Below are 22,170 nucleotides of genomic sequence, written 5' to 3' on the forward strand. Positions count from 1 at the left end.
CGCCCGTTGTTCCGGCTGCGCGATTCTAGCATGCCGGCCCGCCCGCGGGGGGCGCGGCCTCAGGAGGAGGCGGGGACGGCCGCGACCGTCGCGAGGCTGCCTCCCTTGCCCTCGCGCCGGTAGGAGAAGAAGAGGTCCAGCCGGCAGGCCGTGCAGAGCCGCAGGTTGTCGATCCTGGAGGGATCGACACCGGCAGAGCGCAGCTGGTCCTCGTTGGCCTTCCACAGGTCGAGCATCCACTTCCCCGGCCCGGTGGGGGTGACCCAGCCCGACCATGCACCGGGGAAGGCGCTCCTCAGGCCCTGGATGACGGGGAGATCCACCTCGTAACAGCACGGGCCGATGGAGGGACCGATGGCAGCCAGGAGGCTCTCGCGCGGAGCCCCGGCGCGCGCCAGGGCGTCGGCAACGGCGCGCGCCACGGACTGCACCGTCCCCCGCCAGCCGGCATGCGCCACGGCGAGCCGGCCTCCGGCCGGGTCGAAGAGAACGATGGGAAGGCAGTCCGCGGTGAAGACGGCCAGCGGCAGGCCGGGACGGTCGCTGACCAGAGCGTCGCCCCTGCCGACGGAGCCGCCCGCGCGCGCCTCGACCACCTCCGCGCCGTGCACCTGCCGGGCGAAGGCCGGCGGCTCAAGCAGGAGCCCGCGCGCGCCCAGGAGCGTCCAGGCGGCCGGGCCGAACGGCGAGCCCCCGTTCGCGGCGCGCTCGAGGCGGGGGAAGTGCCGCGTCGTGAAGAGATGAGGCACTCGCGCGGCCTCCAGGAGGGGCGAGGTGAGAAAGGCCGGGCGTCCCGTCATGCCGCCCCCATTCTCTCACGCCGGCCCGGGCAGATCCGCTCAGTCTGCCTGCCGGCGGAGGAAGGCGGGGACGTCGAGGTCCTCCTCCAGCGGCTCCCCAAGCTCGGCGCGCGGGCCCGCCACCGCCGGGCGGCGCCAGGAGGGCGACGACGGGGTGCGCGGAGCACGGGGCATCTCGACCACCTTCCCCGCAGGGTCCGCCGCGACCGAGCGCTCGGCAAAGCCAGTGGCGATCACGGTGATGCGCACCTCGTCGCGCAGGCCCTCGTCGATGACGGCGCCGAAGATGATGTTGGCGTCCTCGTGAGCCGCCTCCTGGACGATCTTCGCGGCCTCCACCACCTCGTGGATGGACAGGTCCGGGCCGCCGGTGAAGTTGATGAGGATGCCGCGGGCCCCATCGATGGAGGTCTCGTCGAGCAGGGGGCTCGCCACGGCCTTCTGCGCAGCGTCCAGCGCGCGGTGCTCCCCCTTGCCGGTGCCGGCACCCATGAGCGCCATGCCCATGCCGGACATGATCGTCCGCACGTCTGCGAAGTCCAGGTTGATGAGCCCGGGCACGAGGATCAGGTCCGAGATGCCCTGCACGGCCTGGAGCAGCACCGTGTCGGCGACCTTGAACGCCTCGAGCAGCGGCGTGCCGCGGTCCACGACGGCCAGGAGCCGCTCGTTGGGAATGCTGATGAGCGTGTCCACAACGCTGCGCAGCTCGGCGAGCCCGACGTCCGCCTGCTGCGCCCGCTTTCGTCCCTCGAAGGAGAAGGGCTTCGTCACCACGGCCACGGTGAGGATCCCGAGATCCTTCGCGACGGCGGCCACCACGGGCGCCGAGCCCGTGCCGGTGCCGCCGCCGAGGCCCGCCGTGACGAAGACCATGTCGGCGCCCTGGAGGAGCTGCTTGATCTGCTCGCGGTCCTCCTGGGCGGCGTTTCGCCCCACCTCGGGGTCGGAGCCAGCGCCGAGCCCGCCGGTGAGCCGGGCGCCGAGCTGGATCTTCATGGGGGCCGGCGAGGCGCGCAGGGCCTGGGCGTCGGTGTTGGCGACGATGAACTCGACCCCGGTGAAGCGCGCGGCCATCATGCGGTTCACGGCATTGGACCCGCCGCCGCCGAGACCGACCACCTTGATCTTGGCCACCTCGCGCTCCTCGTCCAGCTCGAACCTCGGCCGCCGCCCCCGTCCCTGCTCCATGCGCGCCTCCATTATCTGGGATGGGCACCCGGGCTGGCGCCCGCCCATCCCCGCCGGTTGTTCACGCTCGCCCATTCATCCCCTTGGCGCCCGTCGCCGTCCAGCCGGCCATGGGCACCCGGGCTGGCGCCCGCCCATCCCCGCCGGTTGTTCACGCTCGCCCATTCATCCCCTTGGCGCCCGGCGCCCGTCCGCCCCCCCCTAGAACAGCCGGCCGAGCCAGGCGCGGACGCGCTCGCCCAGCGGCCCCTCGCCTCCGTCCAGCGGCGCGGCGCCCTTCCGACCCTGCGCGCTGTACAGCCCGAGCCCCACCGCCGTCGCGTAGATGGGGCTCTGCACCACGTCCGCGAGCCCCCCGACGCCAGCCGGCAGGCCCTGCCGCACGGGCAGGTCGAAGACCTGCTCGGCCAGTTCCGGCACGCCGTGCATGATCGAGGTCCCCCCCGTCACCACCACGCCGGCGGAGGCCACATCCTGCAGTCCCGCGCGCGCCAGGTCCCTCGCCACGAGCGTGAAGATCTCCTCCACCCGTGGCTGGACGATCTCCGAGAGGATCTGGCGCGAGAGATGGCGGGGCTTGCGCCCCCCCACGGAGGGCACCTCGATGGTCTCGTCCTCCCGGACCAGCGCCGTCAGGGCGCAGCCGTGGCGCTTCTTCAGCTCCTCCGCGTCGGCGGTGGGCGTGCGCAGCCCCACGGCGATGTCGTTGGAGATGTGATCCCCTCCGAGCGGGAGGATCCCCGTGTACCAGACGGCGCCGTCCCGGAACAGCGCCACGTCGGTGGTGCCCCCGCCCAGATCGATGAGCAGGATCCCCAGCTCCTTCTCCTCGGCCGAGACCACGGCCTCTGCGGAGGCCAGCGGTTCGAGCACGAGGTCCTGCACCTGCAGGCCTGCCCGGTTCACGCTCCGGATGACGTTCTGCACCGAGGTGACGGCGCCCGTGACGAGGTGTACCTCGACCTCGAGCCGTACCCCTGACATGCCCAGCGGCTCCTTGACGCCGTCCTGGTCGTCCACGACAAAGGTCTGCGGAAGGACGTGGATGACCTCGCGGTCCTGGGGAAGGTTGACGGCCTTGGCCGCATCCAGCGCGCGGTCGATGTCGGTCTGGCTGACTTCCCGGTGCTTGCCTGACACGGCCACGACACCCCGGCTGTTGAGCCCGCGGATGTGGCCCCCGGCCACCCCGGCCACCACGCCGGTGATCTCGATGCCCGCCATCTGCTCGGCCTCGGCCACCGCCTGCTTGATGGACTCCACGGTGGAGTCGATGTTGACCACCACGCCTTTGCGCAAGCCCCGGGAGGGGCTCACGCCGATGCCGACGATGTCGAGGCCCCCGGCGGGCGCCCACTCAGCGATCACGCAGCAGATCTTGGTCGTCCCCACGTCGAGTCCCGCGGTGATCTGCCTCCCCCTGGCTCTCGCCATGCGCCTCCTCACTTGACCGCGGGTCTCAGGACCACCTGGTCGCGGAAGCGCAGATCGATGGCGCTCACTGGCTGGCCCGAGGAGGCGACCTGCGCCAGCACGCTCAGGAGCCGCGCGATCCGGGCATCCCAGTCCTCGCCGCCGATCCGCACCTCGATCCCGTCCACGGTGTAGAGCACCGGGCCCTCGCTGCGGCTCACGTCGATCTCGGAGATCTGGCTGGTGAGGGGACTCCCGGAGCGCAGCAGCAGGCGGATCAGGGCGACGCCCGTCGCGAGCCGCCCCGAGGGCGCGCCCTGGGCCGCCGCGAGCTCCTCGGGCCCGAGCCCGCTGATCACGGGCAGCCCGACCGCCACGGCACGAGGCTCCTGGGCCATCGGCATCCCCTGCTCGTCGACCCAGTGGAGCTTGCCCGCGTGCACCAGCGTGAAGGGGCGGCGCTCGTCAACCACGATGGTGAGACGGTTCGGGAAGGCACGGATCACCTCGGCGCGGCGGACCTGGGGCAAGGTCTCCACGGCGAGGGCCGCGGCCCGCGGATCCACCCGAAACAGGTTCACGCCGGGGGCGAGCCCGGAGGCCGCGACGATCTCCGCACGGTCGAGACGGACATTGCCCTGCACCTCGATGCGGCCCACGGCGAAGCGGGGCGCGGTGAGGAGCCAGCCGGCCCCGAGGGCGCCGCTTCCCAGAATCGCGGCGCCGAGGGCCAGCACCAGCGCGGCGCGACCCAGCTGGCGCACGCGGCCGCCCGCCCGGAGGCGGGGGCGCCGCCGGCCCACGCGCTGGCGCGTGATCAGGGGGCTCGGGGTGGCCAGGTCTCCGAGCCCGTGCTCGGTCCCGCGCGGGGACAGGACGGACAGCCGTCCTGGCATCAGGCAGCCCCCCGCGTCCCGGCCTCGTTCATCCCTCTCCCACGATGCGAACCTCCGGCTCCAGGGTGATGCCGAACTGGTGCTGCACGCGCTCCCGCGTCGTCTCCATCAGCGCGAGGATGTCGGCTGCCGTGGCGCCGCCGCGGTTCACGATGAAGTTGGCGTGCTTGGCCGAGATCTCGGCGCCGTTGAGGCGCTTGCCCTTGAGCCCCACCTTCTCTACTAGCCGCCCGGCCGCCTCCCCCGGCGGGTTCTTCCAGACACAGCCAGCCGAGGCCAGCGCCAGGGGCTGCGTGGCCTTCTTCTGCTTGAGGCGCTGCTTGATCTCCTTCTGGATCTCCGCGTGCGGCCGCCGGTGCAGCCGCAGGCGCGCCCCGATGAGCACGGCCCCGGGGGGCGCGGCGAACATGCGGTAGCCGAAGGCGCCGGGCCCCGGCTTGAACTCGCCGAGCGCCCCGTCGGGGTGCAGGAAGTACACCGCCGAGACGAAATCACCGATCCACCCGTCGGGGGTGCCCGCGTTCATGGCCACGGCGCCGCCGATGGTGGCGGGGATCCCGACCAGGCACTCGAGGCCGCCAAGGTTGAGGGCCGCCGCCTCGCGGATGAGCCCGGACAGGCTCACGCTGGCGCCCGCCGCGGCCTCCTCCCCGTGGAACTCGGCGCGCCCCAGGCAGCCTTCGAGCTTGAGGACCACCCCGCGGATGCCGCGATCCCGGACCAGGAGGTTGTTGCCCCCGCCGATCACCTCCACGGCGAGCAACTCCTTGTCGGCGAAGGCCAGCGCCAGCCGGATGTCGTCCACGTCCTGGGGGACGATGAAGAAGTCGGCGGGCCCTCCGATGCGCAGGGACGTGTGGAAGCTGAGAGGCTCCTTGAACCGCACCTCGCCGCGGATCTCTCCAAGCATGCCCTACCTCCTGTTCGACGGGTCGCGAGCGTCGCCCAGGCGCGCCAGGAACTCGGCGCCCAGCTGGCCCACGTCACCGGCCCCGAGGGTGAGGACGAGGTCCCCGGGCCGGGTGGATTCGCAGAGATAGTCGAGGATGCCGTGCCGGTCACCGTCCAGGTAGAGGACCTCGCGATGGCCGTGGGCGGCGATGCCGTCGGCCAGATCACGCGCATGCACGCCCGGGATCGGCGCCTCGCCGGCGGGATAGATATCCATCACCAGGAGCACGTCGGACTGGTAGAAGGCCGTCAGGAACTCCTGGCGGAGGTGGTGCGTGCGGCTGTAGCGGTGCGGCTGGAACACCGTGATGACGCGCCGGTCGAAGCCGGCCTTGGCGGCAGCCAGGGTCGCCCGGATCTCGGCGGGGTGGTGGCCGTAGTCGTCCACCACCAGGACGCCTTGCGCCTCCCCCCGGACCTGGAAGCGGCGCTGGACGCCGGAGAAGCCCCCCAGCGCCCGCTGGATGCACGCGAACGGCACCTCGAGGTCGAGCCCAACGGCCACGGCGGCCAGGGCGTTGAGGACATTGTGGCGCCCGGGCACCTGGAGCGAGGCCGGCCCGAGCACCCGGCCGCGGTGAACCACCTCGAACTGAGCGTTGACTCCCGAGAACTGGAGCCGCCGCGCCGTGAGGTCGGCGCCCGACTCGAGCCCGTAGGTCACCACGCGCTTCTCGACGGTCGGGATCATCTGCTGGATGTTCGGCTGGTCGAGGCAGAGTACCGCCGCGCCGTAGAACGGCACCTTGTTGACGAAGTCCAGGAACGCGGCCCGGATCGCGTCGAGATCGGCGTAGTGGTCCAGGTGCTCGGCGTCCACCGTGGTGACCACGGCGATGGTGGGCGACAGCTTGAGGAAGGAGCCGTCGGACTCGTCGGCCTCGGCCACCAGGAACTCGCCCTGGCCGAGCCTGGCATTGGCGCCGAGCCCGTGCACGCGCCCGCCCACCACCACCGTGGGATCGAAGCCGCCCGCCCCGAGCACGGCCGCCACCATCGAGGTGGTCGTCGTCTTGCCGTGGGTGCCCGCGATGGCGATGCCGTACTTGAGCCGCATCAGCTCCGCCAGCATCTCGGCACGCGGGATCACCGGGATGCCGCGCTGCCGCGCGACCTGGACCTCGACGTTGTCGCGTGCCACGGCGGAGGAGTACACGACGACATGGGCGCCCTCCACGTGGACGGGCTGGTGGCCGGTGAACACCTTGGCGCCCAGGCGCTCCAGCCGCTCGATGGCCTCGCCGCGCCTCATGTCGGAGCCCGTGACGCGGTAGCCGAGAGTGAGCAGCACCTCCGCGATGCCGCTCATCCCGACGCCACCGATGCCGACGAAGTGGATCTGCTGATACTTCTTAAACATGGCTCGTCATCCGGCGCTCGCGTGCTGGGAGATGTTGAGCAGCACGCCGGCCGAGAACATGGTCATGAGCAAGGCCGATCCTCCGAAGGAGATGAAGGGCAACGGCAGCCCCTTGGTGGGGAGCGCCCCCATCACGACGCCCAGGTTCACCAGCGTCTGCGTGGCCACCAGCAGGGTGAGGCCGAGCGCCAGGTAGCTGCCGAAGGCGTCCGGCGCCCGGAGCCCCACCCGGAGCCCGCGCCAGATCACCACGGCGAACAGCAGGATCACGCCGAGCCCCCCCACGAGCCCCAGCTCCTCGCCGATGATGGCGAAGATGAAGTCGGTGTAGGGTTCCGGGAGGTAGAAGAGCTTCTGCTTCGACTCGCCGAGGCCGCGCCCGAGCCAGCCGCCGGAGCCCAGCGCCAGGAAGGACTGGATGATCTGGAAGCCGCTGCCCTGCGGATCATCCCAGGGGCGCACGAAAGCCACCATGCGCCGCCAGCGGTAGGGCGTCATGGTCACGAGCACCGCCACCACGGGGAGCGCTGCCATCACCACCACCGCCAGGTGGGAGGCACGCGCACCGGCCAGATAGGCCAGCGCCATGGCCAGGACGACGAGGGTGAGGCTGTTGCCGAGATCGGGCTGCAAGATCGTGAGCCCGGCCATGGCCCCCGCCACGAGCAGCGGCGGCAGGAGTCCCCGGCCGAAGCTCCGCACGGCCCCCGGGCGCCGGGTGAGGAAGGCCGCCAGGTAGAGCACGAGCGAGAGCTTGGCGAGCTCCACCGGCTGGAACGACAGCGGGCCCACGCGGAACCAGCGCCGCGTGCCATTGATGGACTGGCCGAAGGGCGGGACCAGCACCAGCACGAGGAGGACGAAGGACAGTGCCAGCAGCGGCACCACCAGCCGCGCGAGCGTCCGGTAATCGAGGCGCATCGCAGCCCAGAGGCAGCCGGCCCCCAGCAGCGCCCAGAAGAGCTGCTTCCGCAGGAAGAAGAGCGGATCGCCGAAGCGGTCGGCGGCGATGATGGCGCTGGCCGAGTAGACCATCACCACTCCGAAGAGGACCAGGGTCAGCACCACGCCGAAGAGCCAGGGGTCGGGGCTGAGCTTGCGGGGCATCAGCGCACCCCTCCCTGGTCGAGAGCCCGCACCGCGGCCTTGAAGACCTCGCCCCGGTGCTCGAAGTTCTGGAACATGTCCCAGGACGCGCATGCCGGGGAGAGGAGCACCACGTCCCCCGGCCGGGCGGCGGCCGCGGCGGCGGTGACGGCCGCCTCCAGGGAGGGGGCGTCCTCGATGACGATGCCGAGGCCGGCCAGGGCTCCGCGGACCCGGTCACGATCCTCCCCGAGCAGCACGGCGTGCCGGACCCGGCCGCGGGCGGCCGCAGCAAGCGGCGCGAAGTCCTGCCCCTTGCCCTTGCCGCCCGCGATGAGGACGACGGGCTCGGTGAAGCTCCCGAGGGCGGTGACGGTCGAGGCGACATTCGTCCCCTTGGAGTCGTTGTAGTAGGTCACCCCGCGGACGTCGAGGACGCGCTCGATCCGGTGCGGGACACCGCGGAAGGAGGCAATGCCCGTCCGGATCGCGCCGGGGTCCATGCCCGTCCACAGGGCGCAGGCCGCCGCCGCCAGCACGTTCTCCACGTTGTGCTGGCCGCGCAGCCGGATCTCCGACACGGGGCAGAGGGACTCCGGGCGGCCGTTGAGCCGGGCGACGACCCGATCGTCCTGGACGAACACCCCGTGAGCGAGCACTCGCCGGCGGCTGAACCATATCACGCGCGCCGCGGTCCGGGCGGCCAGGGCCGCCGTCGGCGCATCGTCGGCGTTGAGGACGGTGCAGTCGGCTTCCGTCTGCTGCGCGAAGACGCGGGCCTTGGCCTCGACGTAGCGCTCGAAGGTGCCGTGACGGTCCAGGTGGTCGGGAGTCAGGTTCAGCACCGCGGCCACCCGCGGCCGGAAGCGCCGGGTGGCCTCAAGCTGGAAGCTCGAGACCTCGGCCACCACGAGGCCGTCAGACCTCCAGTCGAGCGCCTGCGCCGACAGCGGGGTGCCGATGTTGCCCCCAACCAGCACCGGGCGCGGCTGGCTCCGGAGGATCTCGCCCGTGAGCGCGGTCGTGGTGGTCTTGCCGTTGGTCCCGGTGATGGCGATGACGTCCGACTCCATGACCCGCCACGCCAGCTCGAGCTCGCCGATCACCTCCACGCCCCGCGCGCGGACGGCGGCGAGCGCGGCCAGGTCGAAAGGCACGCCCGGGCTCACCACGACGAGGTCCGCCCCGCTGAAGGCGGCCGCCGGATGTCCACCCGCCCAGATGGCGTGTCCCTCGCGGGCGAGCGCCCGCGCCTCGACGGGCCAGGCGGCGAGCGGCGCCGCGTCGGAGGCGAGCACACGCCCGCCGAGGCGCGCCACGAGCCGGGCGGCGGCCACACCACTCCGGGCCAGGCCGACGACGGCCACAGTCTTGCCGTTGAGCCACTGCCGGTAGGCGACGCCGCGCATCAGACCGTCCCCACCATGTTCAACGTCACCATGTTCAACATGCCGTTCGGCATGTTGAGCGTGGGCGAGAGGGTCACGGCGCCCCGTGGCGTCGCGGCGGGCCGTCTCGTCGCGGCTGTGGGTCTCGTCGCGGCTTCCCGTGAGGTCGCGGCTGTCGGTCCGGTCGCGGCTCTCGGGCGTGACGGGGGTGTCGGTCCTGAGCATCTCATCGCCTCATCGGAGCTTGAGCGTGGTGAGCGCCAGGAGCGCCAGCATGAACGACACGATCCAGAAGCGGACGATGATCTTCGGCTCCGCCCAGCCGCAGAGCTCGTAGTGGTGGTGGAGCGGCGCCATGCGGAACACGCGGCGGCCGGTGAGCCTGAACGACACCACCTGGATGATCACCGATCCCGCCTCCACCACGTAGATGCCCCCGATGAGGGGCAGCAGCAGCTCGGCCTTGGTGAGCACCGCCAGCGTGCCGATGGCCCCGCCGAGCGCCAGCGATCCCACGTCCCCCATGAAGACCTGCGCCGGGTAGGAGTTGAACCAGAGGAAGCCCAGCGCCGCCCCCACCAGCGCGCCGCAGACGATCGTCAGCTCGCCGGTGCCCTTGACGTTCAGGATGCGCAGGTACTCCGCGGCGCGGAAGTTGCCGGTCAAGTACGCGATGACCGCGAAGGCGCCGCCGGCCATCACGATGGGCCCGATGGCGAGCCCGTCGAGGCCGTCGGTGAGGTTCACGGCGTTGGACGCCCCCACGATCACCAGCAGCGCGAAGGGGATCCAGAGCCACCCGAGCGTCAGCAGCCACCCCTTGAAGAAGGGGATCGCGAGCCCGGTGGTGAACCCGTCCACCGGCCAGACGAAGAGCGAGGCCATGAGGAGCCCCACGAGCAGAATCTGGGCGCCGAACTTCTGGCGCGCCGAGATACCCTTCCGCGTGCGGAGCTTCCGCCAGTCGTCCAGGAACCCGATGGCCCCGAGGCCCGCCGTGGCCGTCACGACCGTCCACACGTAGCGGTTCCTGAGATTGGCCCAGAGCAGCGTGGACCCGAGGATCGCCGCCAGGATGACGAGCCCCCCCATGGTCGGCGTCCCCGCCTTCGCCCGATGCCGCTCCGGCGTGTCCTCGCGGATCGTCTCGCCGCCGTGCTGCATCGCGCGGAGCCGCCCGATCAGCCACGGCCCCAGCGCGAAGGAGATGACGAGGGCGGTCACCGTCGCCATCGCCGTCCGGAACGTGATGTACCGGAAGACGTTGAAGACGATGTGGTCCCGGGCCAGCGGGACGAGGAGATGGTAGAGCATCAGGCATCGTCTCCTCCGAACCGGGCCAGGAGGGCGTCCACCACCCGCTCCATGCGCATGCCGCGGGAGCCCTTCACGAGGACCGCGTCGCCCGGGGCGAGCCGCTTGAGCAGGAACGCCACCGTGTCCTCGAAGGTGCCGGCGTGGTGAACCTCTGCCAGTCCCGCCTCCCGCGCGCCCTGCACCGCGAAGCGCGCCAGGCGGCCGACCCCGAGGAACTCGGCCGCGCCGGAGGCGGCCACCGCGCGCCCCACGTCGCGGTGCGCCTCCTCACCGATGTCACCGAGTTCCAGCATGTCGCCGAGCACCACGATCAGGCGCTGCGCCTCGCGCGCGGCGGCGAGCGTCTGAAGCGCCGCGCGTACGGAGGCGGGGTTGGCATTGTAGGTGTCGTCGAGGATTTTGAGCGCCCCGGCGCTCCGCCAGACGCAGCGCCCCTTGGCGGGGCACGCCGCCTCGAGTCCACCCGCGATCCCGGCCAGCGGCAGGCCCAGCGCGAGCCCGACGCCCGCGGCCACCAGGGCATTGGTGACGTTGTGGCGGCCTGCGAAGGCCAGCCGGGCCGTCCGGCGCGCGCCGCGGATCTCGAGGGTGACCGCCAGCCCCCCCTCCGTCTCCGCCGGAATGCCGACGGCGCGCACGTCGGCGGGCTCCTTCGCGCTCACGCTCAGCACTCGCGCGCGGCTCACCGCGCGCATGGCCCACACGCGCGGGTCGTCGGCGTTGAGCACCACCGCACCCTCGGGCGGGATGGCGGCGACCAGCGCCTCCTTCTCGGCCTGCACGCCGTCCAGCGACCCGAGGAACTCCGTGTGGGCGCTCGACACGGTCGTCACCGCGCCCACCGTCGGACGGCTGATCTCGGCCAGGGCGGCGATCTCCCCAGGACGGTTGGACCCCAGCTCGAGCGCCACCGCCCGGTGCTGGGGATCCAGCTGGAGCAGCGTCAGGGGCAGCCCCCACTGGTTGTTGAAGGAGAACTGGGGCTTGAGCACGGGGCCGAGGGTCTCGAGCACCGCCGCCACCATCTCCTTCGTGGTGGTCTTGCCGTTGGAGCCGGTCACCGCGGCGACGGGGATGGTGAAGCGGGCGCGGTGGTAGGCCGCCAGCCGCCCCAGGGCGCGCGTCGTCTCGTCCACCAGCACGACCGGGACGCCGGGGGGCAGGTCATCGGGCAGCGAGTGCACAACGAGGCACGCGGCACCACGGGCCGCGGCGTCCCGGACGAAGGCATGCCCGTCCTGCTGCCAGCCCCGGATGGCGAAGAACACCTCGCCGACGCGCAGGCTCCGGCTGTCGATGGAGATGCCGGTGGCGCGCAGGCCGAGGTCGCCGCCCACCAGCGCCCCCTGGGTCCCGCGCACCACGTCTTCCACGCTGAACATCGACACACGTTTCCTTATGATGTCCGCTCCGCCAGCACCGCCCGGGCCACGGCTCGGTCGTCGAGAGGAAGCACCTGGGAACCGATGATCTGGTAGGTCTCGTGACCCTTGCCCGCGAGCACGACGACGTCGCCGGCCTGGGCCCACCCGAGCGCGTCGCGGATGGCCGTCTTCCTGTCCGGAATCGTAACATGCCGGGCAGCGCCCGGGCCGGCCCCCACGATGCCCGTCGCGATCTCCGCGATGATCGCCTCCGGCTCCTCGCTCCGGGGGTTGTCGGAGGTGACCCACACCCGGTCTGAGAGCCGCGCGGCGATGCCACCCATGACGGGACGCTTGCCGCGGTCGCGGTCGCCCCCGCATCCGAAGACCACCCCCAGCCGCCCCGCGGCACCCACGAGCTTGCGGGCCGTGGCGAGGACCCGCTCCAGCGCGTCCGGGGTGTGGGCGTAGTCCACGATCACGAGAAAGGGCTGCCCCGCCTCCACCCGCTCGAAGCGTCCCGGGACGCTCGCGACCCCGGAGAGGGCCCGGCCCGCCAGATCCGGCGGGATGCCCAGGGCCGAACCCACGGCGACCGCGCCCAGGAGGTTCATCACGTTGTGCTCGCCCACCAGCGGCGAGGTCAGCGCCACCGGGCCGCCGGGCGTCTCTGCCCGCATGTCGATGCCATCCTCGCCCGAGGTGACCTGGAGCGGATGCACCGTCGCCGTCGGGCTCATGCCGAAGGTCAGCGTGGGCAGATCGAGCCCCGCCACCATGGCGAGACCCGCCGGGTCGTCGGCATTGATCACGGCCGTGCGCCGGGGCTTGACCCCGGCGGCCAGGAGCCCGAAGAGCCGGGCCTTGGCGCGGCGGTACTCCGCGAGCGTGCCGTGGAAGTCCAGGTGGTCCTGGGTGAGGTTGGTGAAGACCGCCACGTCGAACTGGGTCCCGTCGGTGCGGGAGAGCGACAGCGCGTGGGAGGAGACCTCCATGGCCACTGCCGTCACGCCCGCCTGCCGCATCCGCGCGAGGAGCGACTGCAGCTCCACCGACTCGGGCGTCGTCTGCCCGGCCGTCATGGCCTCTTCCCCGATGCGGTACTCGATGGTGCCGATGAGCCCGGTCCGGTGCCCCCCGGCCCGGAGGAGGGCCTCCACGAGGAAGGAGGTCGTCGTCTTGCCATTGGTCCCGGTGATGCCGACCACGGTGAGCGCCCGCGACGGATGGCCGTAATAGGCGTCAGCGAGCCGGGCCAGCGCCTCGCGGGCGGAGGGGACGACGATGTGCGCGGCCGGGCTGCCGGCCAGCGAGCCGGGCCCCTCGAGCACCACGGCCGAGGCGCCACGCGCCAGCGCATCGGCCACATAGCGCCGCCCGTCCTGCTTGAGCCCGGGCACCGCCACGAACAGGTCGCCCGGGGCCACCCGGCGGGAGTCGTAGGCGACGCCGCTCACAGTCGCCGGCAGGGCCCCGTGCACCGTCTTCACGGGCAGGGCCTCGAGAAGCGTGGACGTGGCCACGGCGGCTCCCCTCATCGCCCCGCTGCGGGGGAGGCCAGGGTGAGGCGGCACGGCACGCCTTCCGGGAGCGGAGCGCCCGGTGGCGGGGACTGGGCGATCACGATGCCGCGGCCGGCGATCTCGACGGCGACTCCGGTCGGGGCCAGCTCCTCCATGGCCTGACGGAGAGACAACCCCAGGAGGGACGGCATGGTGCTGGGCCCCTCCGCGTCCGGCACGAAGGCCGCGGGTCGGGCCCGGGCCTGGATCGGGCCGGCTGTGCCGAGCACAGTCGCGACAGGACCAGCCGCGGCTCCGCCCTCACTCCGGACGATCTGGATAGGAGGAGAGTCGCGCGGCTGGACCTGGAGGTGGCGCAGCGCCTCGCGGCCGATGGCGGCGAAGATGGGCGCCGCGGCCTCGCTTCCCCACTTCTCATTCCTGGGCTCGTCGAGCATCACGAGGAGGGCCAGCCTCGGGTCAGTGGCCGGGACGAACCCCACGAAGGACAGCACGCCGGGGGCGCGCGAGTAGCGCCGCGTGGCAGGATCGAGCTTCTGGGCGGTGCCCGTCTTGCCCGCGACGTCGAAGCCGGCGATGGCCGCATTGTGCCCGGTCCCCTCGCTGACCACCCGCGTCATGATCCCTGTCAGCACCCTCGCGGTGTCGGGCGCGATGGCCTGGCGGATCACTTGCGGCTCGAATCCCCGAGCTTCCCGTCCCTGCGCGTCGAGCACGGCCCGCACGATCTGCGGCTGCATGAGGCGGCCGTCATTGGCCACGGCCGCGAAGGAGGCGACCAGCTGCAGCGCCGTCACCGAGATCTCCTGGCCGATGGACATGGTGGCCAGCGACAGCCCCGACCAGCGCGCCGGCGGGCGGAGCTGGCCCCGGCTCTCGCCCGGCAGCCCCACCCCGGTCGGCGCACCGAAGCCGAAGCCCGTGATGTGCTTGTAGTAGCGCTCCTTGCCGAGCTGGAGTCCCACCTTGATGGAGCCCACGTTGGAGGAGTTCTGGAGCACCTCCGCGAAGGTGAGCCACCCGTACTTCTTCCAGTCGTGGATCGTCGCGCTGGCCACCCTGATCGCCCCGTTCTCGCCATAGATGCGGTCGCCGGGCCGGGCCACGCCCTCCTCGAGGGCGGCGGCGGCCAGGATCACCTTGAACGTGGAGCCCGGCTCGAAAGGGTCTGTGATGGCGCGGTTCCGGCGCTCGTGATCGGTGGCCGACGCGAAGCTGTTGGGGTTGAAGGTGGGGCGGATCGCCACGGCGAGGATCTCGCCCGTCCGGGGGTCCATGGCGAGGGCCATGGCCGCCTTGGAGCGTGTGCGGCGCCAGGCGGCGTCGATCTCCTTCTCGGCGATGTACTGCAGCGTCGCGTCGAGGGTGAGGACGACACCCTGCCCGGGGCGTGCGGGCTTGAGGACGCGCGGGGCCCCCGAGACCTCCCGCCCGAGGGCGTCGCGCTCCGCGAGCGCCTTGCCGTCCTGTCCCGCCAGCCGGCTGTCCCAGGCCTGCTCGATCCCGCCCAGCCCCTTCCCCTCGCCGCCCTCGAAGCCGACCACGTGGGCGGCCAGCTCGCGGTTCGGGTAGAGCCGGAGGCTCTCCTCGACGAAGCCCAGCGCGGGCTCCCGGAGGTCGCGCACGGCCTGCGCCACGGCGGGTGGCAGCCGGCGCTTGACGTAGACGACGCGCTTCGATGACTCGAGACGCCGGGCGATGTCCCCGGCCGGCTCGTCCAGGATCGGCGCCAGCCGGCGGGCGAGACGCCCGGCGTCGTCCACACGCCCCGGCAACGCCAGGAGGGTCTCGGCCGCCGAGGAGACAGCGAGCACCTGCCCGTTGCGGTCCAGGATGGGGCCGCGCTTCGCCTTGAGGGGGATGGCCTTGGCGTGCTGGCTGTCGGCGAGCCGGACATACTCCGCGTGCCTGACGACCTGGAGATGGACCAGCCGGCCGGCGAGCCCGAGGAAGGCGCAGGCGAGACAGCCTGCGACGATCAGCGTCCGGATCCTCAGGGAATCCGTCCGGCGCGGGTTCATGGCGGGTCCACGGCCTCGGGCGGCGTCACGCTAGGGGGCGGGCGCCCCGGCGAGGCTCGCCGGCTGGGCCGACGCCGTGCGCGGCGGAGTGGCGGGGGGCATGCCGCTGCCGGCGGGGATGAACTCGCGCGCGAGCCGGACCTGGTCTCGCCCCGGCGGCACCATCCCGAGCTCCATACGGGCCCGCTCCTCGATGCGCGCCAGGGACCCGAGCGTCGCGAGCTCCACGCGGAGCCGACGGTTCAGCTCGTCGGCCGCGGCGTGCCTCCCGCGCAGGGCCTCGAGGCGATACGACAGGCGCACGTGATGGACCCTGAGCCCCACGATGCCGAGCACCATCGCCATCAGGACGCTGGCGCAGAGCACGCCCACCCCCATGGCCCGGAGCCGGCGCCGGTCACGCTCGCGGTGGAACCGCGCCGCCTGCTGGGAGGCCGGGTCCAGCCTCCCCGTCCAGTGCCTCCGGACCTCTGCTCCCCCTCGCTCGTCGATTCTCATGCTGCCTCCAGACGCTCGAGCACGCGGAGCTTGGCGCTCCGCGCGCGCGGGTTGTCTCTGACCTCGTCCGGTCCGGGCGTGATCGGGGACGGCTCGAGCTCGGCGAAGCCTCCCCGCGTGAGACTCCGGAAGTGGCGCTTCACGACACGGTCCTCGCCGGAGTGGAAGGAGATGACGCCGAGCCGGCCCCCCGGGGCCAGCAGCGCGGCCGCCTGGGGCAGGGCCTCGGCCAGCGCCGCAATCTCGTCGTTGACGGCCATGCGGAGGGCCTGGAAGGTGCGCGTGGCCACGTGGGTGCGGTGGGACCAGGCGGCGCGCGGCACGCCCCGCTTCACCACGGCCACGAGATCGGCCGTCGTGCGCAGCGGCGCCCGCTCCCGCGCCTCGACGATGCGCCGGGCGATGCGCCGGGCGTGGGGCTCGTCGCCGTACTCGAAGAGGATGCGCGCCAGCTCCTGCTGCGGGAGCGAGCCGAGCAGGTCGGCGGCGGTGGCCCCCCGGGTGGGATCGAAGCGCATGTCCAGCAGCTCGTCGCCCTGGAAGGAGAAGCCGCGCGCCGACACGTCGAGCTGGGAGGACGACAGCCCGAGATCCAGCAGGATGGCGGCGGCCTCGCTCACACCCGCATCCGCGGCATGCCGGCTCAGGTGGCGGAAGCTGCCGTGGGTGAGCACCACGCGGTCGCCGAAGCGCTGGAGCCGCCGCCGGGCGCACGCGAGCGCCTCCGGGTCCCGGTCGAGCCCGAGGAGCCGCGCCGCGGGACGCGCGCTCTCCAGCAGCCGCTCAGCGTGTCCACCCATGCCGACCGTCCCGTCCACGACCCAGCCCCCGCGACGGGGGCGCAAGAGGAACGTCACCTCGTCCACCAGCACCGGGAGGTGCGCCATCGCCTCCCGTTGCATGCCGCCTCAGACCCCCTTGCCTGCCAGCCTCTCGAACACATCGTCGAGCGGTCCACCATGCTCGCGCTCGAAGTGCGCCCAGCGCTCCGCGTCCCAGACCTCGAACTTCTCCATCAGCCCGATGATGAGCACGTCCCTCACGAGCCCCAGGCGCTCGCGGTAGTCGGCAGGGATCTGAATGCGGCCCTGCGGATCGAGCGTGACGTCCTGCGCCAGCGAGATGTACGCGTACTGGATCTTGCGCCGATCGGGATCAAATCTCGGCAGCGCGTTCACGCGCTCCTCGAGGGCGTGCCAGAGCTTGAGGGGATGCACCTCGAGCGCATCGCCGCGGGGAACGATGACCATCTTGTCGCCGTGGTCGTCCGACAGGGCTTCTCGGAACTTCGCCGGAATACTGAGCCGGCCCTTCGGATCGACCGTGTGCTTGAAATGCCCTCGAAACACCGCCCCCCCCGAGCGAGAAGTCCCCTGTGCCTGAGGTGTTTTCCTCCACTTCGTGGGAATTCATCCCACTTGGAGGGCCATGCTAGTCGCTGGTGGAGGGGCTGTCAAGCGAAAAGATGGAATTTTCTAGAGAAATCCTACAGATGGAGAAGGCCACAGGTCGTGGCGGCTGCGCCGGGGACCACCGTGGATTGGGTGGCCCCCACGCGCGGTGACACGCCCCCCCGGCGAAGCCCCCCGGGGGCCCCCGGTATACCCCCGGGGGCTATGGGGCGGGGCGCGCTACCTCGCCGGTGTGTAGTGGCTCATGGCCTCGGGCATCCAGGCCTCGATCTGCCTGATGCGGGTGGCTTCGGAGGGATGGGTCGAGAGGAACTCCGGGGGGCGTCCGCGGCCCTTGGAGGCCTCGGCCATCCGGACCCAGAGATCGCGAGCCGCGTGCGGATCGTAGCCGGCCTTGGCCATGTAGATGAGGCCGAGGTGGTCGGCCTCGGACTCCTGCGCGCGCCCCCACGGCATGAGGAGCCCCACCGAGGCGCCGGCGCCGAGGAGCGCGCCCACCGCCTGCACGGTCTTGGGATCGCGGCTCGACAGGGCGGCCATGGTGCCGGCCAGCCCCACCTGGACCACGAGCTGCTGGCTCACGCGCTCGCCGCCGTGACGCGCGATCACGTGGGACACCTCGTGGCCGATCACCGCGGCGAGCCCCGCCTCGTCGCGAGTGATGGGGAGGATGCCGGTGTAGACGGCGATCTTGCCACCCGGCAGCGCGAAGGCATTGGCCTGCTTGTCCTCGATGACCCTGTACTCCCACGGGTAGCTCCGCCCCGTGGCCGCGGCGATGCGGCTGCCCACGCGGGTGACCATCTCGTTGAGCGCCGGGTCGGGGGAGAGGCGGGACTTCTTGAGGATGTCCTGGTAGGACTGCACCCCCATCCGCATCTCCTCGGATTCCGGCAGGATCTGCAGCTGCGAGCGCCCCGTGATGGGCACGGTCTGGCAGGCCACGACGATGCCGACGACCAGCAGGAGGCACGCCCAGGCTGGATAGTGCTTGAAGTCAGGCATGGCCAGATCTTACCAGATGCGAGCGTCAGCCACAGGGCGCCGCCGCGGCGGGGCTTCACCGACGCCGGCGGCACGGGCCGTGGCTCACCCCCGCAGGTTGCGCAGCGCGACCTCGGTCTCCATGAGCGATCCGGGGCCGGCGCGCCCCACGTCGAGACGGATACGGATCCCGGCGGCCCGGGACGGATCGGTGGTCTCCACCCCCGCCCGGTCGAAGTAGGTGAGCACGAGGCTCCGCACGCCCTCGATGATCGGCTGCGCCCCGGCTCCGGCCTCCCGGCGGAGCACGCTCCCGCGCAACAGATAGGTCACGCGCTCGCGCGTGGAATCAACGACTCCGTTGGCGTTGAGGTCCCGCTGGAAGGCGACCCGCGTGGGCTCGGCGACGACCACGGCGGCCAGTCCCGCCCCGGCCGGGTCATAGCCGGCCTCCCGCAGCTCCTTGGCCATGCGCTCGAGCGCGATCCGCGCCGACTGCTGGGCCTCGATGCGCGCGGCACCGAGACGGTAACTCTCCTGCCCCGCCACGAGCACGGTGACGGCGGCGGCCATCAGAAGCCCCAGCACGGCGAGGCTCGCGAGCAGTTCCGCGAGCGAGAAGCCGGCCTCCGCGCGCCACGCCTCCATGGCGCGCAGCGTGGGTCAGGCAGCGGGCGCCGTCAATGTCCACTCTCCGGGACGCCGCGAAAGCGATACGCCCCGGTAGCGGGTCGGCCCGTCGCCCCCTGGACGGCCGGCGTGTCAGTCGAGGATCGGCGTGGGCGGATCCGTCGAGTAGTCGTAGAACCCGCGGCCCGTCTTCCGCCCGAGGTCCCCGCGCTTGACGCGCCTCTCCAGCTCGCGCGGCGGCCGGTCCTTCTCGTTCCCGGTCCTGCTGAAGACCTCGAGGCGGGCGTTGTAGCCGATGGCGAGCCCCGAGAGGTCGCCGAGCTTGAAGGGCCTCTTCAGGTCGAGCCGCTCGACGATGGCCTCGATGACGAAGTCGGTGTCGCGGGCGGCGCGCTCGAGATCGGGTTCGAGCCTCACTCGCGTCAGGGCCGCCTCCATCTGCTCCTTCGTCATCTGCCCCTTCCCGACCCGCCGCTCGAGCTGCTTGCGGTTGCCCGCCATGCCCTTCTCGCACAGCGCCGGACTGAGATCGTGGAGCGTGATGTGGAGCGCCGACTGCATGGCGATCTGGGCGCCCACTGCCCCGCGCCCACCAACAGCTGGGGTCAGGTCTTGCAATCCGACACGGACGCGTGGCCCCGGGCCCGCCGCTCCTGGGCTCCCGGCGGAACACGATGACCGGTGCCCTGACCCCTACCACAATGCAAGACGGCGCCCCTACCGATGTTGGAATGCAAGACCTGACCCCTCCAGGGGCGGCTTGGCGGCAGCCCAGGGGTGAGCCTGCTCGAAGGCCGCCGCGGCGCGGAGCACGAGGGCATCGTCGAAGCGGCGCCCCACGATCTGCAGGCCGATGGGGAGGCCGTCCGAGGTGAAGCCGCACGGCGCCGAGGCGCCGGGGTTGCCGGTCATGTTGAAGGGGAAGGTGAACGGGATCCAGTCGTAACGCTCGATGGCCGTCCCCGCGATCTCGGTGGGGTTGTCCACGCCGACCTTGAACGGGCGCGTGGCGATGGTCGGCGTCAGCAGGAGATCGTACTTCTCGAAGAGACGCCGCGCGTGCTCGTTCCAGGCGAGCCGGTCGAACCAGGCCTGCACGTACTTCGTGGGCCCCCAGGTGAGCGCCTCGGCGACGACCTCTGCCAGCCCGGCGTCGATGTCGGCGCGGCGCTCGGCCATGTACGGCGCCAGGCGGGTGGCGATGCCGCCGCAGAAGATGGCCTCCCAGCAGTCCTTGGGCGTCGGCCAGCCGGGGTTCACCGACTCCACGCGGCAGCCGAAGTCGCGGAAGCGTCGAGCGGCCTTCTCGCACGCGGCCAGCACCTCGGGGTCCACCACCTTGGCGAAGCCGAGGTCCGCGGACCACGCCACCCGGAGCCCCTTGAGCGAGCCCCGGAGCGCCTTGACGTAGTCCGTGCCGTCGGCCGGCAGCGAGTACTGGTCCCGCTCGTCCGGGCCGGCGCAGACATTCAGCATCAGCGCCGCATCCGTCACGGTGCGCGTCATGGGTCCGATGTGCGACAGGCTCCACGCGGCGCTCGGGGGGTAGACCGGGATGCGGCCGAACGAGGGCTTGAGCCCGAAGATGCCGGTGCAGGAGGCAGGGATGCGGATGGAGCCCCCGCCGTCGGTGCCGATGGCCAGCGGGCCGAGGCCGGCCGCCACCGCCGCGCTGGCCCCGCCGCTGGAGCCGCCGGGGGTGCGGTCGGTGTTCCACGGATTTCGCGTGATCCCGAAGAGGAGGTTGTGGGTGGCGCCAATCCAGCCGAAGGTGGGCGTGTTCGTCTTGCCGAGCTGGATGGCCCCCGCAGCTCTCAGCCGCTCCACCATCGGGGCGTCCTCGGCGGGTACGTTGTCGGCATAGAGCCGGGTGCCGAACGTGGTGCGGATGCCCTTGGTGATGACCAGGTCCTTGGTGGAGAAGGGCACGCCATGTAGCGCCCCGACCTTCGCACCTCTCCGCATGAGCGCGCGCTCCGCCGCGCGGGCGTCTTTGATGGCCTGCTCGGCGGTGAGGGTGACGAAGGCGTTGAGCCGGGGGTTGAGGCGCTCGATGCGCGCCAGCACCGCGCGCATCACCTCCAGCGGCGACAGTTTCCGGCGCCTGATCGCGGCCGCCATCTCGGCGCCGGGCATCCAGCAGAGGTCGTCCGAGGCCATGTGGGTCTCCTTCATCTGGGATGGGCACCCGGGCTGGCGCCCGCCCATCCCCGCCGGTCGTTCACGCCCCTCGACTCCCCTCCCCCGATCTCCGGCACCGTCACCGCTGGTCGTCCCGGCGAGCGCTGCGCTCAGGCGCCCCTCAGACGCGGGTCGAGGGTGTCCCTGAGCGCATCCCCGAGCAGATTGGAGCCGAACACGGCCAGGCTGATCGCCAGCCCAGGGAAGAGGACCAGGTGCGGCGCCTTCTGGGCGTACTCGGCGGCCGACACCGAGAGCATGCGTCCCCAGGACGGGTAGGGCTCGGGCACGCCGAGCCCAAGGAAGGAGAGCGTGGCCTCCACGAGGATCGCGCTGCCCAGCTGGGCCGTCGCCAGCACGATGAACGGCCCCATGGTGTTGGGCAGGATGTGGAGGAAGGCGATCCGGAGATGGGCGACCCCCAGGGCCCGCGCGGCCTCCACGTACTGCATCTCCCGGATGGAGAGCACGCTCGAGCGGATGACGCGCGCGGCCCGCGGGATGATCGGGGCCGAGATCGCGATGACCACGTTCTGGATCGACGGACTCAGCACGGCTGAGATGACGAGCGCGAGCACCAGGAGCGGCAGGCCCTGCAGGATGTCCAGCACCCGCTGGACGATGAGGTCCGTCTTGCCGCCGATGTAGCCGGAGAGCAGGCCGACGACGCCGCCCAACCCGGAGCCGAGCAGCGTGGACGCCACGCCGACGATGAGCGACACGCGGGCGCCGTGGACGATCCGAGAGTAGATGTCGCGTCCCAGGTGGTCCGAGCCGAGCCAGTGCTCCCAGCTGGGGCGCCCCAGCGTCCCCGCCGCCTCCGTCATGATGGGATCGTGGGTGGCCAGCACCTCGGCGAAGATCGCCGTGACCAGGATGAGCAGCATGACGAGCCCGCCGGCGGCGCCGAGCGGCTTCTTACGGCAGAAGCGGGCGAGCGTCAGCCAGACCCCGGACCGGGATGCGGGACGAGCGGGCAGCCGGAGCGCGCTCTCGGCCACGGGCTCAGCCGGCATAGCGCACGCGGGGATCGAGTACCCCGTAGAGGAGGTCCACGGCGAGGTTCGAGAGGATGACGACGATGGCGATGAGCATCACCAGGTTCTGGACGATGGGGTAATCGCGCCAGAGGATGGCCTGCACGAGGAAGCGGGC

At 72.0% G+C, this 22,170-nt stretch carries 21 protein-coding genes; all 21 read right to left on the reverse strand.

Annotation, left to right across the window (positions count from 1 at the left end):
• Nucleotides 1-59 precede the first annotated feature (59 nt).
• Nucleotides 60-800: a peptidoglycan editing factor PgeF gene (gene pgeF, locus HYV93_19265; GenBank protein ID MBI2528108.1), complete on the reverse strand. Its 741-nt coding sequence runs from the start codon at nucleotides 798-800 to the stop codon at nucleotides 60-62.
• A gap of 39 nt (nucleotides 801-839) precedes the next feature.
• Entirely contained in the window at nucleotides 840-1,991 is a 1,152-nt protein-coding gene (gene ftsZ, locus HYV93_19270) for a cell division protein FtsZ (GenBank protein MBI2528109.1), read from the reverse strand.
• Between the two features lie 201 nt (nucleotides 1,992-2,192).
• Nucleotides 2,193-3,425, reverse strand: coding sequence for a cell division protein FtsA (gene ftsA, locus HYV93_19275; GenBank protein MBI2528110.1), 1,233 nt, complete (start codon nucleotides 3,423-3,425; stop codon nucleotides 2,193-2,195).
• An 8-nt stretch (nucleotides 3,426-3,433) separates the two neighbouring features.
• Nucleotides 3,434-4,300 carry an FtsQ-type POTRA domain-containing protein gene (locus tag HYV93_19280; GenBank protein ID MBI2528111.1) on the reverse strand — a complete coding sequence of 289 codons (867 nt, stop codon included), beginning with the start codon at nucleotides 4,298-4,300 and terminating at the stop codon, nucleotides 3,434-3,436.
• 28 nt (nucleotides 4,301-4,328) lie between these two features.
• Nucleotides 4,329-5,210 carry a UDP-N-acetylmuramate dehydrogenase gene (gene murB / locus HYV93_19285; protein ID MBI2528112.1) on the reverse strand — a complete coding sequence of 294 codons (882 nt, stop codon included), beginning with the start codon at nucleotides 5,208-5,210 and terminating at the stop codon, nucleotides 4,329-4,331.
• Between the two features lie 3 nt (nucleotides 5,211-5,213).
• The gene (locus HYV93_19290; GenBank protein MBI2528113.1) at nucleotides 5,214-6,611 is read right to left on the reverse strand and encodes a UDP-N-acetylmuramate--L-alanine ligase; all 1,398 of its coding nucleotides are present in this window, start codon (nucleotides 6,609-6,611) and stop codon (nucleotides 5,214-5,216) included.
• 6 nt (nucleotides 6,612-6,617) lie between these two features.
• Entirely contained in the window at nucleotides 6,618-7,718 is a 1,101-nt protein-coding gene (gene ftsW, locus HYV93_19295; protein MBI2528114.1) for a putative lipid II flippase FtsW, read from the reverse strand.
• Nucleotides 7,718-9,106, reverse strand: a complete 1,389-nt coding sequence (locus HYV93_19300; GenBank protein MBI2528115.1) for a UDP-N-acetylmuramoyl-L-alanine--D-glutamate ligase — start codon at nucleotides 9,104-9,106, stop codon at nucleotides 7,718-7,720. Before HYV93_19300 ends, ftsW begins: the two co-directional genes overlap by 1 nt.
• Before the next feature lie 213 nt (nucleotides 9,107-9,319).
• On the reverse strand, nucleotides 9,320-10,399 hold the full coding sequence (locus HYV93_19305; GenBank protein ID MBI2528116.1) for a phospho-N-acetylmuramoyl-pentapeptide-transferase: 1,080 nt from the start codon (nucleotides 10,397-10,399) through the stop codon (nucleotides 9,320-9,322).
• The gene (locus tag HYV93_19310) at nucleotides 10,399-11,790 is read right to left on the reverse strand and encodes a UDP-N-acetylmuramoyl-tripeptide--D-alanyl-D-alanine ligase (GenBank protein ID MBI2528117.1); all 1,392 of its coding nucleotides are present in this window, start codon (nucleotides 11,788-11,790) and stop codon (nucleotides 10,399-10,401) included. The genes HYV93_19305 and HYV93_19310 overlap by 1 nt, the downstream gene beginning before the upstream one ends.
• Before the next feature lie 8 nt (nucleotides 11,791-11,798).
• A complete protein-coding gene (locus HYV93_19315; protein MBI2528118.1) occupies nucleotides 11,799-13,304 on the reverse strand; it encodes a UDP-N-acetylmuramoyl-L-alanyl-D-glutamate--2,6-diaminopimelate ligase in 1,506 nt (501 codons plus the stop codon).
• On the reverse strand, nucleotides 13,301-15,310 hold the full coding sequence (locus HYV93_19320; GenBank protein MBI2528119.1) for a transpeptidase family protein: 2,010 nt from the start codon (nucleotides 15,308-15,310) through the stop codon (nucleotides 13,301-13,303). Before HYV93_19320 ends, HYV93_19315 begins: the two co-directional genes overlap by 4 nt.
• Before the next feature lie 30 nt (nucleotides 15,311-15,340).
• Nucleotides 15,341-15,808, reverse strand: a complete 468-nt coding sequence (locus HYV93_19325) for a cell division protein FtsL (protein MBI2528120.1) — start codon at nucleotides 15,806-15,808, stop codon at nucleotides 15,341-15,343.
• A complete protein-coding gene (rsmH, locus tag HYV93_19330; GenBank protein ID MBI2528121.1) occupies nucleotides 15,805-16,710 on the reverse strand; it encodes a 16S rRNA (cytosine(1402)-N(4))-methyltransferase RsmH in 906 nt (301 codons plus the stop codon). The genes HYV93_19325 and rsmH overlap by 4 nt, the downstream gene beginning before the upstream one ends.
• 6 nt (nucleotides 16,711-16,716) lie before the next feature.
• Nucleotides 16,717-17,157: a division/cell wall cluster transcriptional repressor MraZ gene (mraZ, locus tag HYV93_19335; protein MBI2528122.1), complete on the reverse strand. Its 441-nt coding sequence runs from the start codon at nucleotides 17,155-17,157 to the stop codon at nucleotides 16,717-16,719.
• 282 nt (nucleotides 17,158-17,439) lie between these two features.
• On the reverse strand, nucleotides 17,440-18,225 hold the full coding sequence (locus HYV93_19340) for a M48 family metallopeptidase (GenBank protein ID MBI2528123.1): 786 nt from the start codon (nucleotides 18,223-18,225) through the stop codon (nucleotides 17,440-17,442).
• Nucleotides 18,226-18,309: 84 nt separating this feature from the next.
• Nucleotides 18,310-18,852, reverse strand: a complete 543-nt coding sequence (locus HYV93_19345; protein ID MBI2528124.1) for a prepilin-type N-terminal cleavage/methylation domain-containing protein — start codon at nucleotides 18,850-18,852, stop codon at nucleotides 18,310-18,312.
• Nucleotides 18,853-18,966: 114 nt separating this feature from the next.
• Complete coding sequence (locus HYV93_19350) at nucleotides 18,967-19,413, reverse strand: hypothetical protein (protein ID MBI2528125.1); 447 nt, start codon at nucleotides 19,411-19,413, stop codon at nucleotides 18,967-18,969.
• Nucleotides 19,414-19,551: 138 nt separating this feature from the next.
• Nucleotides 19,552-20,994, reverse strand: coding sequence for an amidase (locus HYV93_19355; GenBank protein ID MBI2528126.1), 1,443 nt, complete (start codon nucleotides 20,992-20,994; stop codon nucleotides 19,552-19,554).
• A gap of 131 nt (nucleotides 20,995-21,125) precedes the next feature.
• Nucleotides 21,126-22,031 (reverse strand): ABC transporter permease, encoded by a 906-nt coding sequence (locus tag HYV93_19360; GenBank protein MBI2528127.1) that lies wholly within the window; start codon nucleotides 22,029-22,031, stop codon nucleotides 21,126-21,128.
• The coding region (locus tag HYV93_19365) for an ABC transporter permease subunit (GenBank protein ID MBI2528128.1) at nucleotides 22,021-22,170 on the reverse strand (150 nt) is incomplete at its 5' end. The genes HYV93_19365 and HYV93_19360, both read right to left, overlap by 11 nt.

The sequence above is a fragment of the Candidatus Rokuibacteriota bacterium genome, from assembly GCA_016188005.1.
GTDB lineage: Bacteria > Methylomirabilota > Methylomirabilia > Rokubacteriales > CSP1-6 > UBA12499.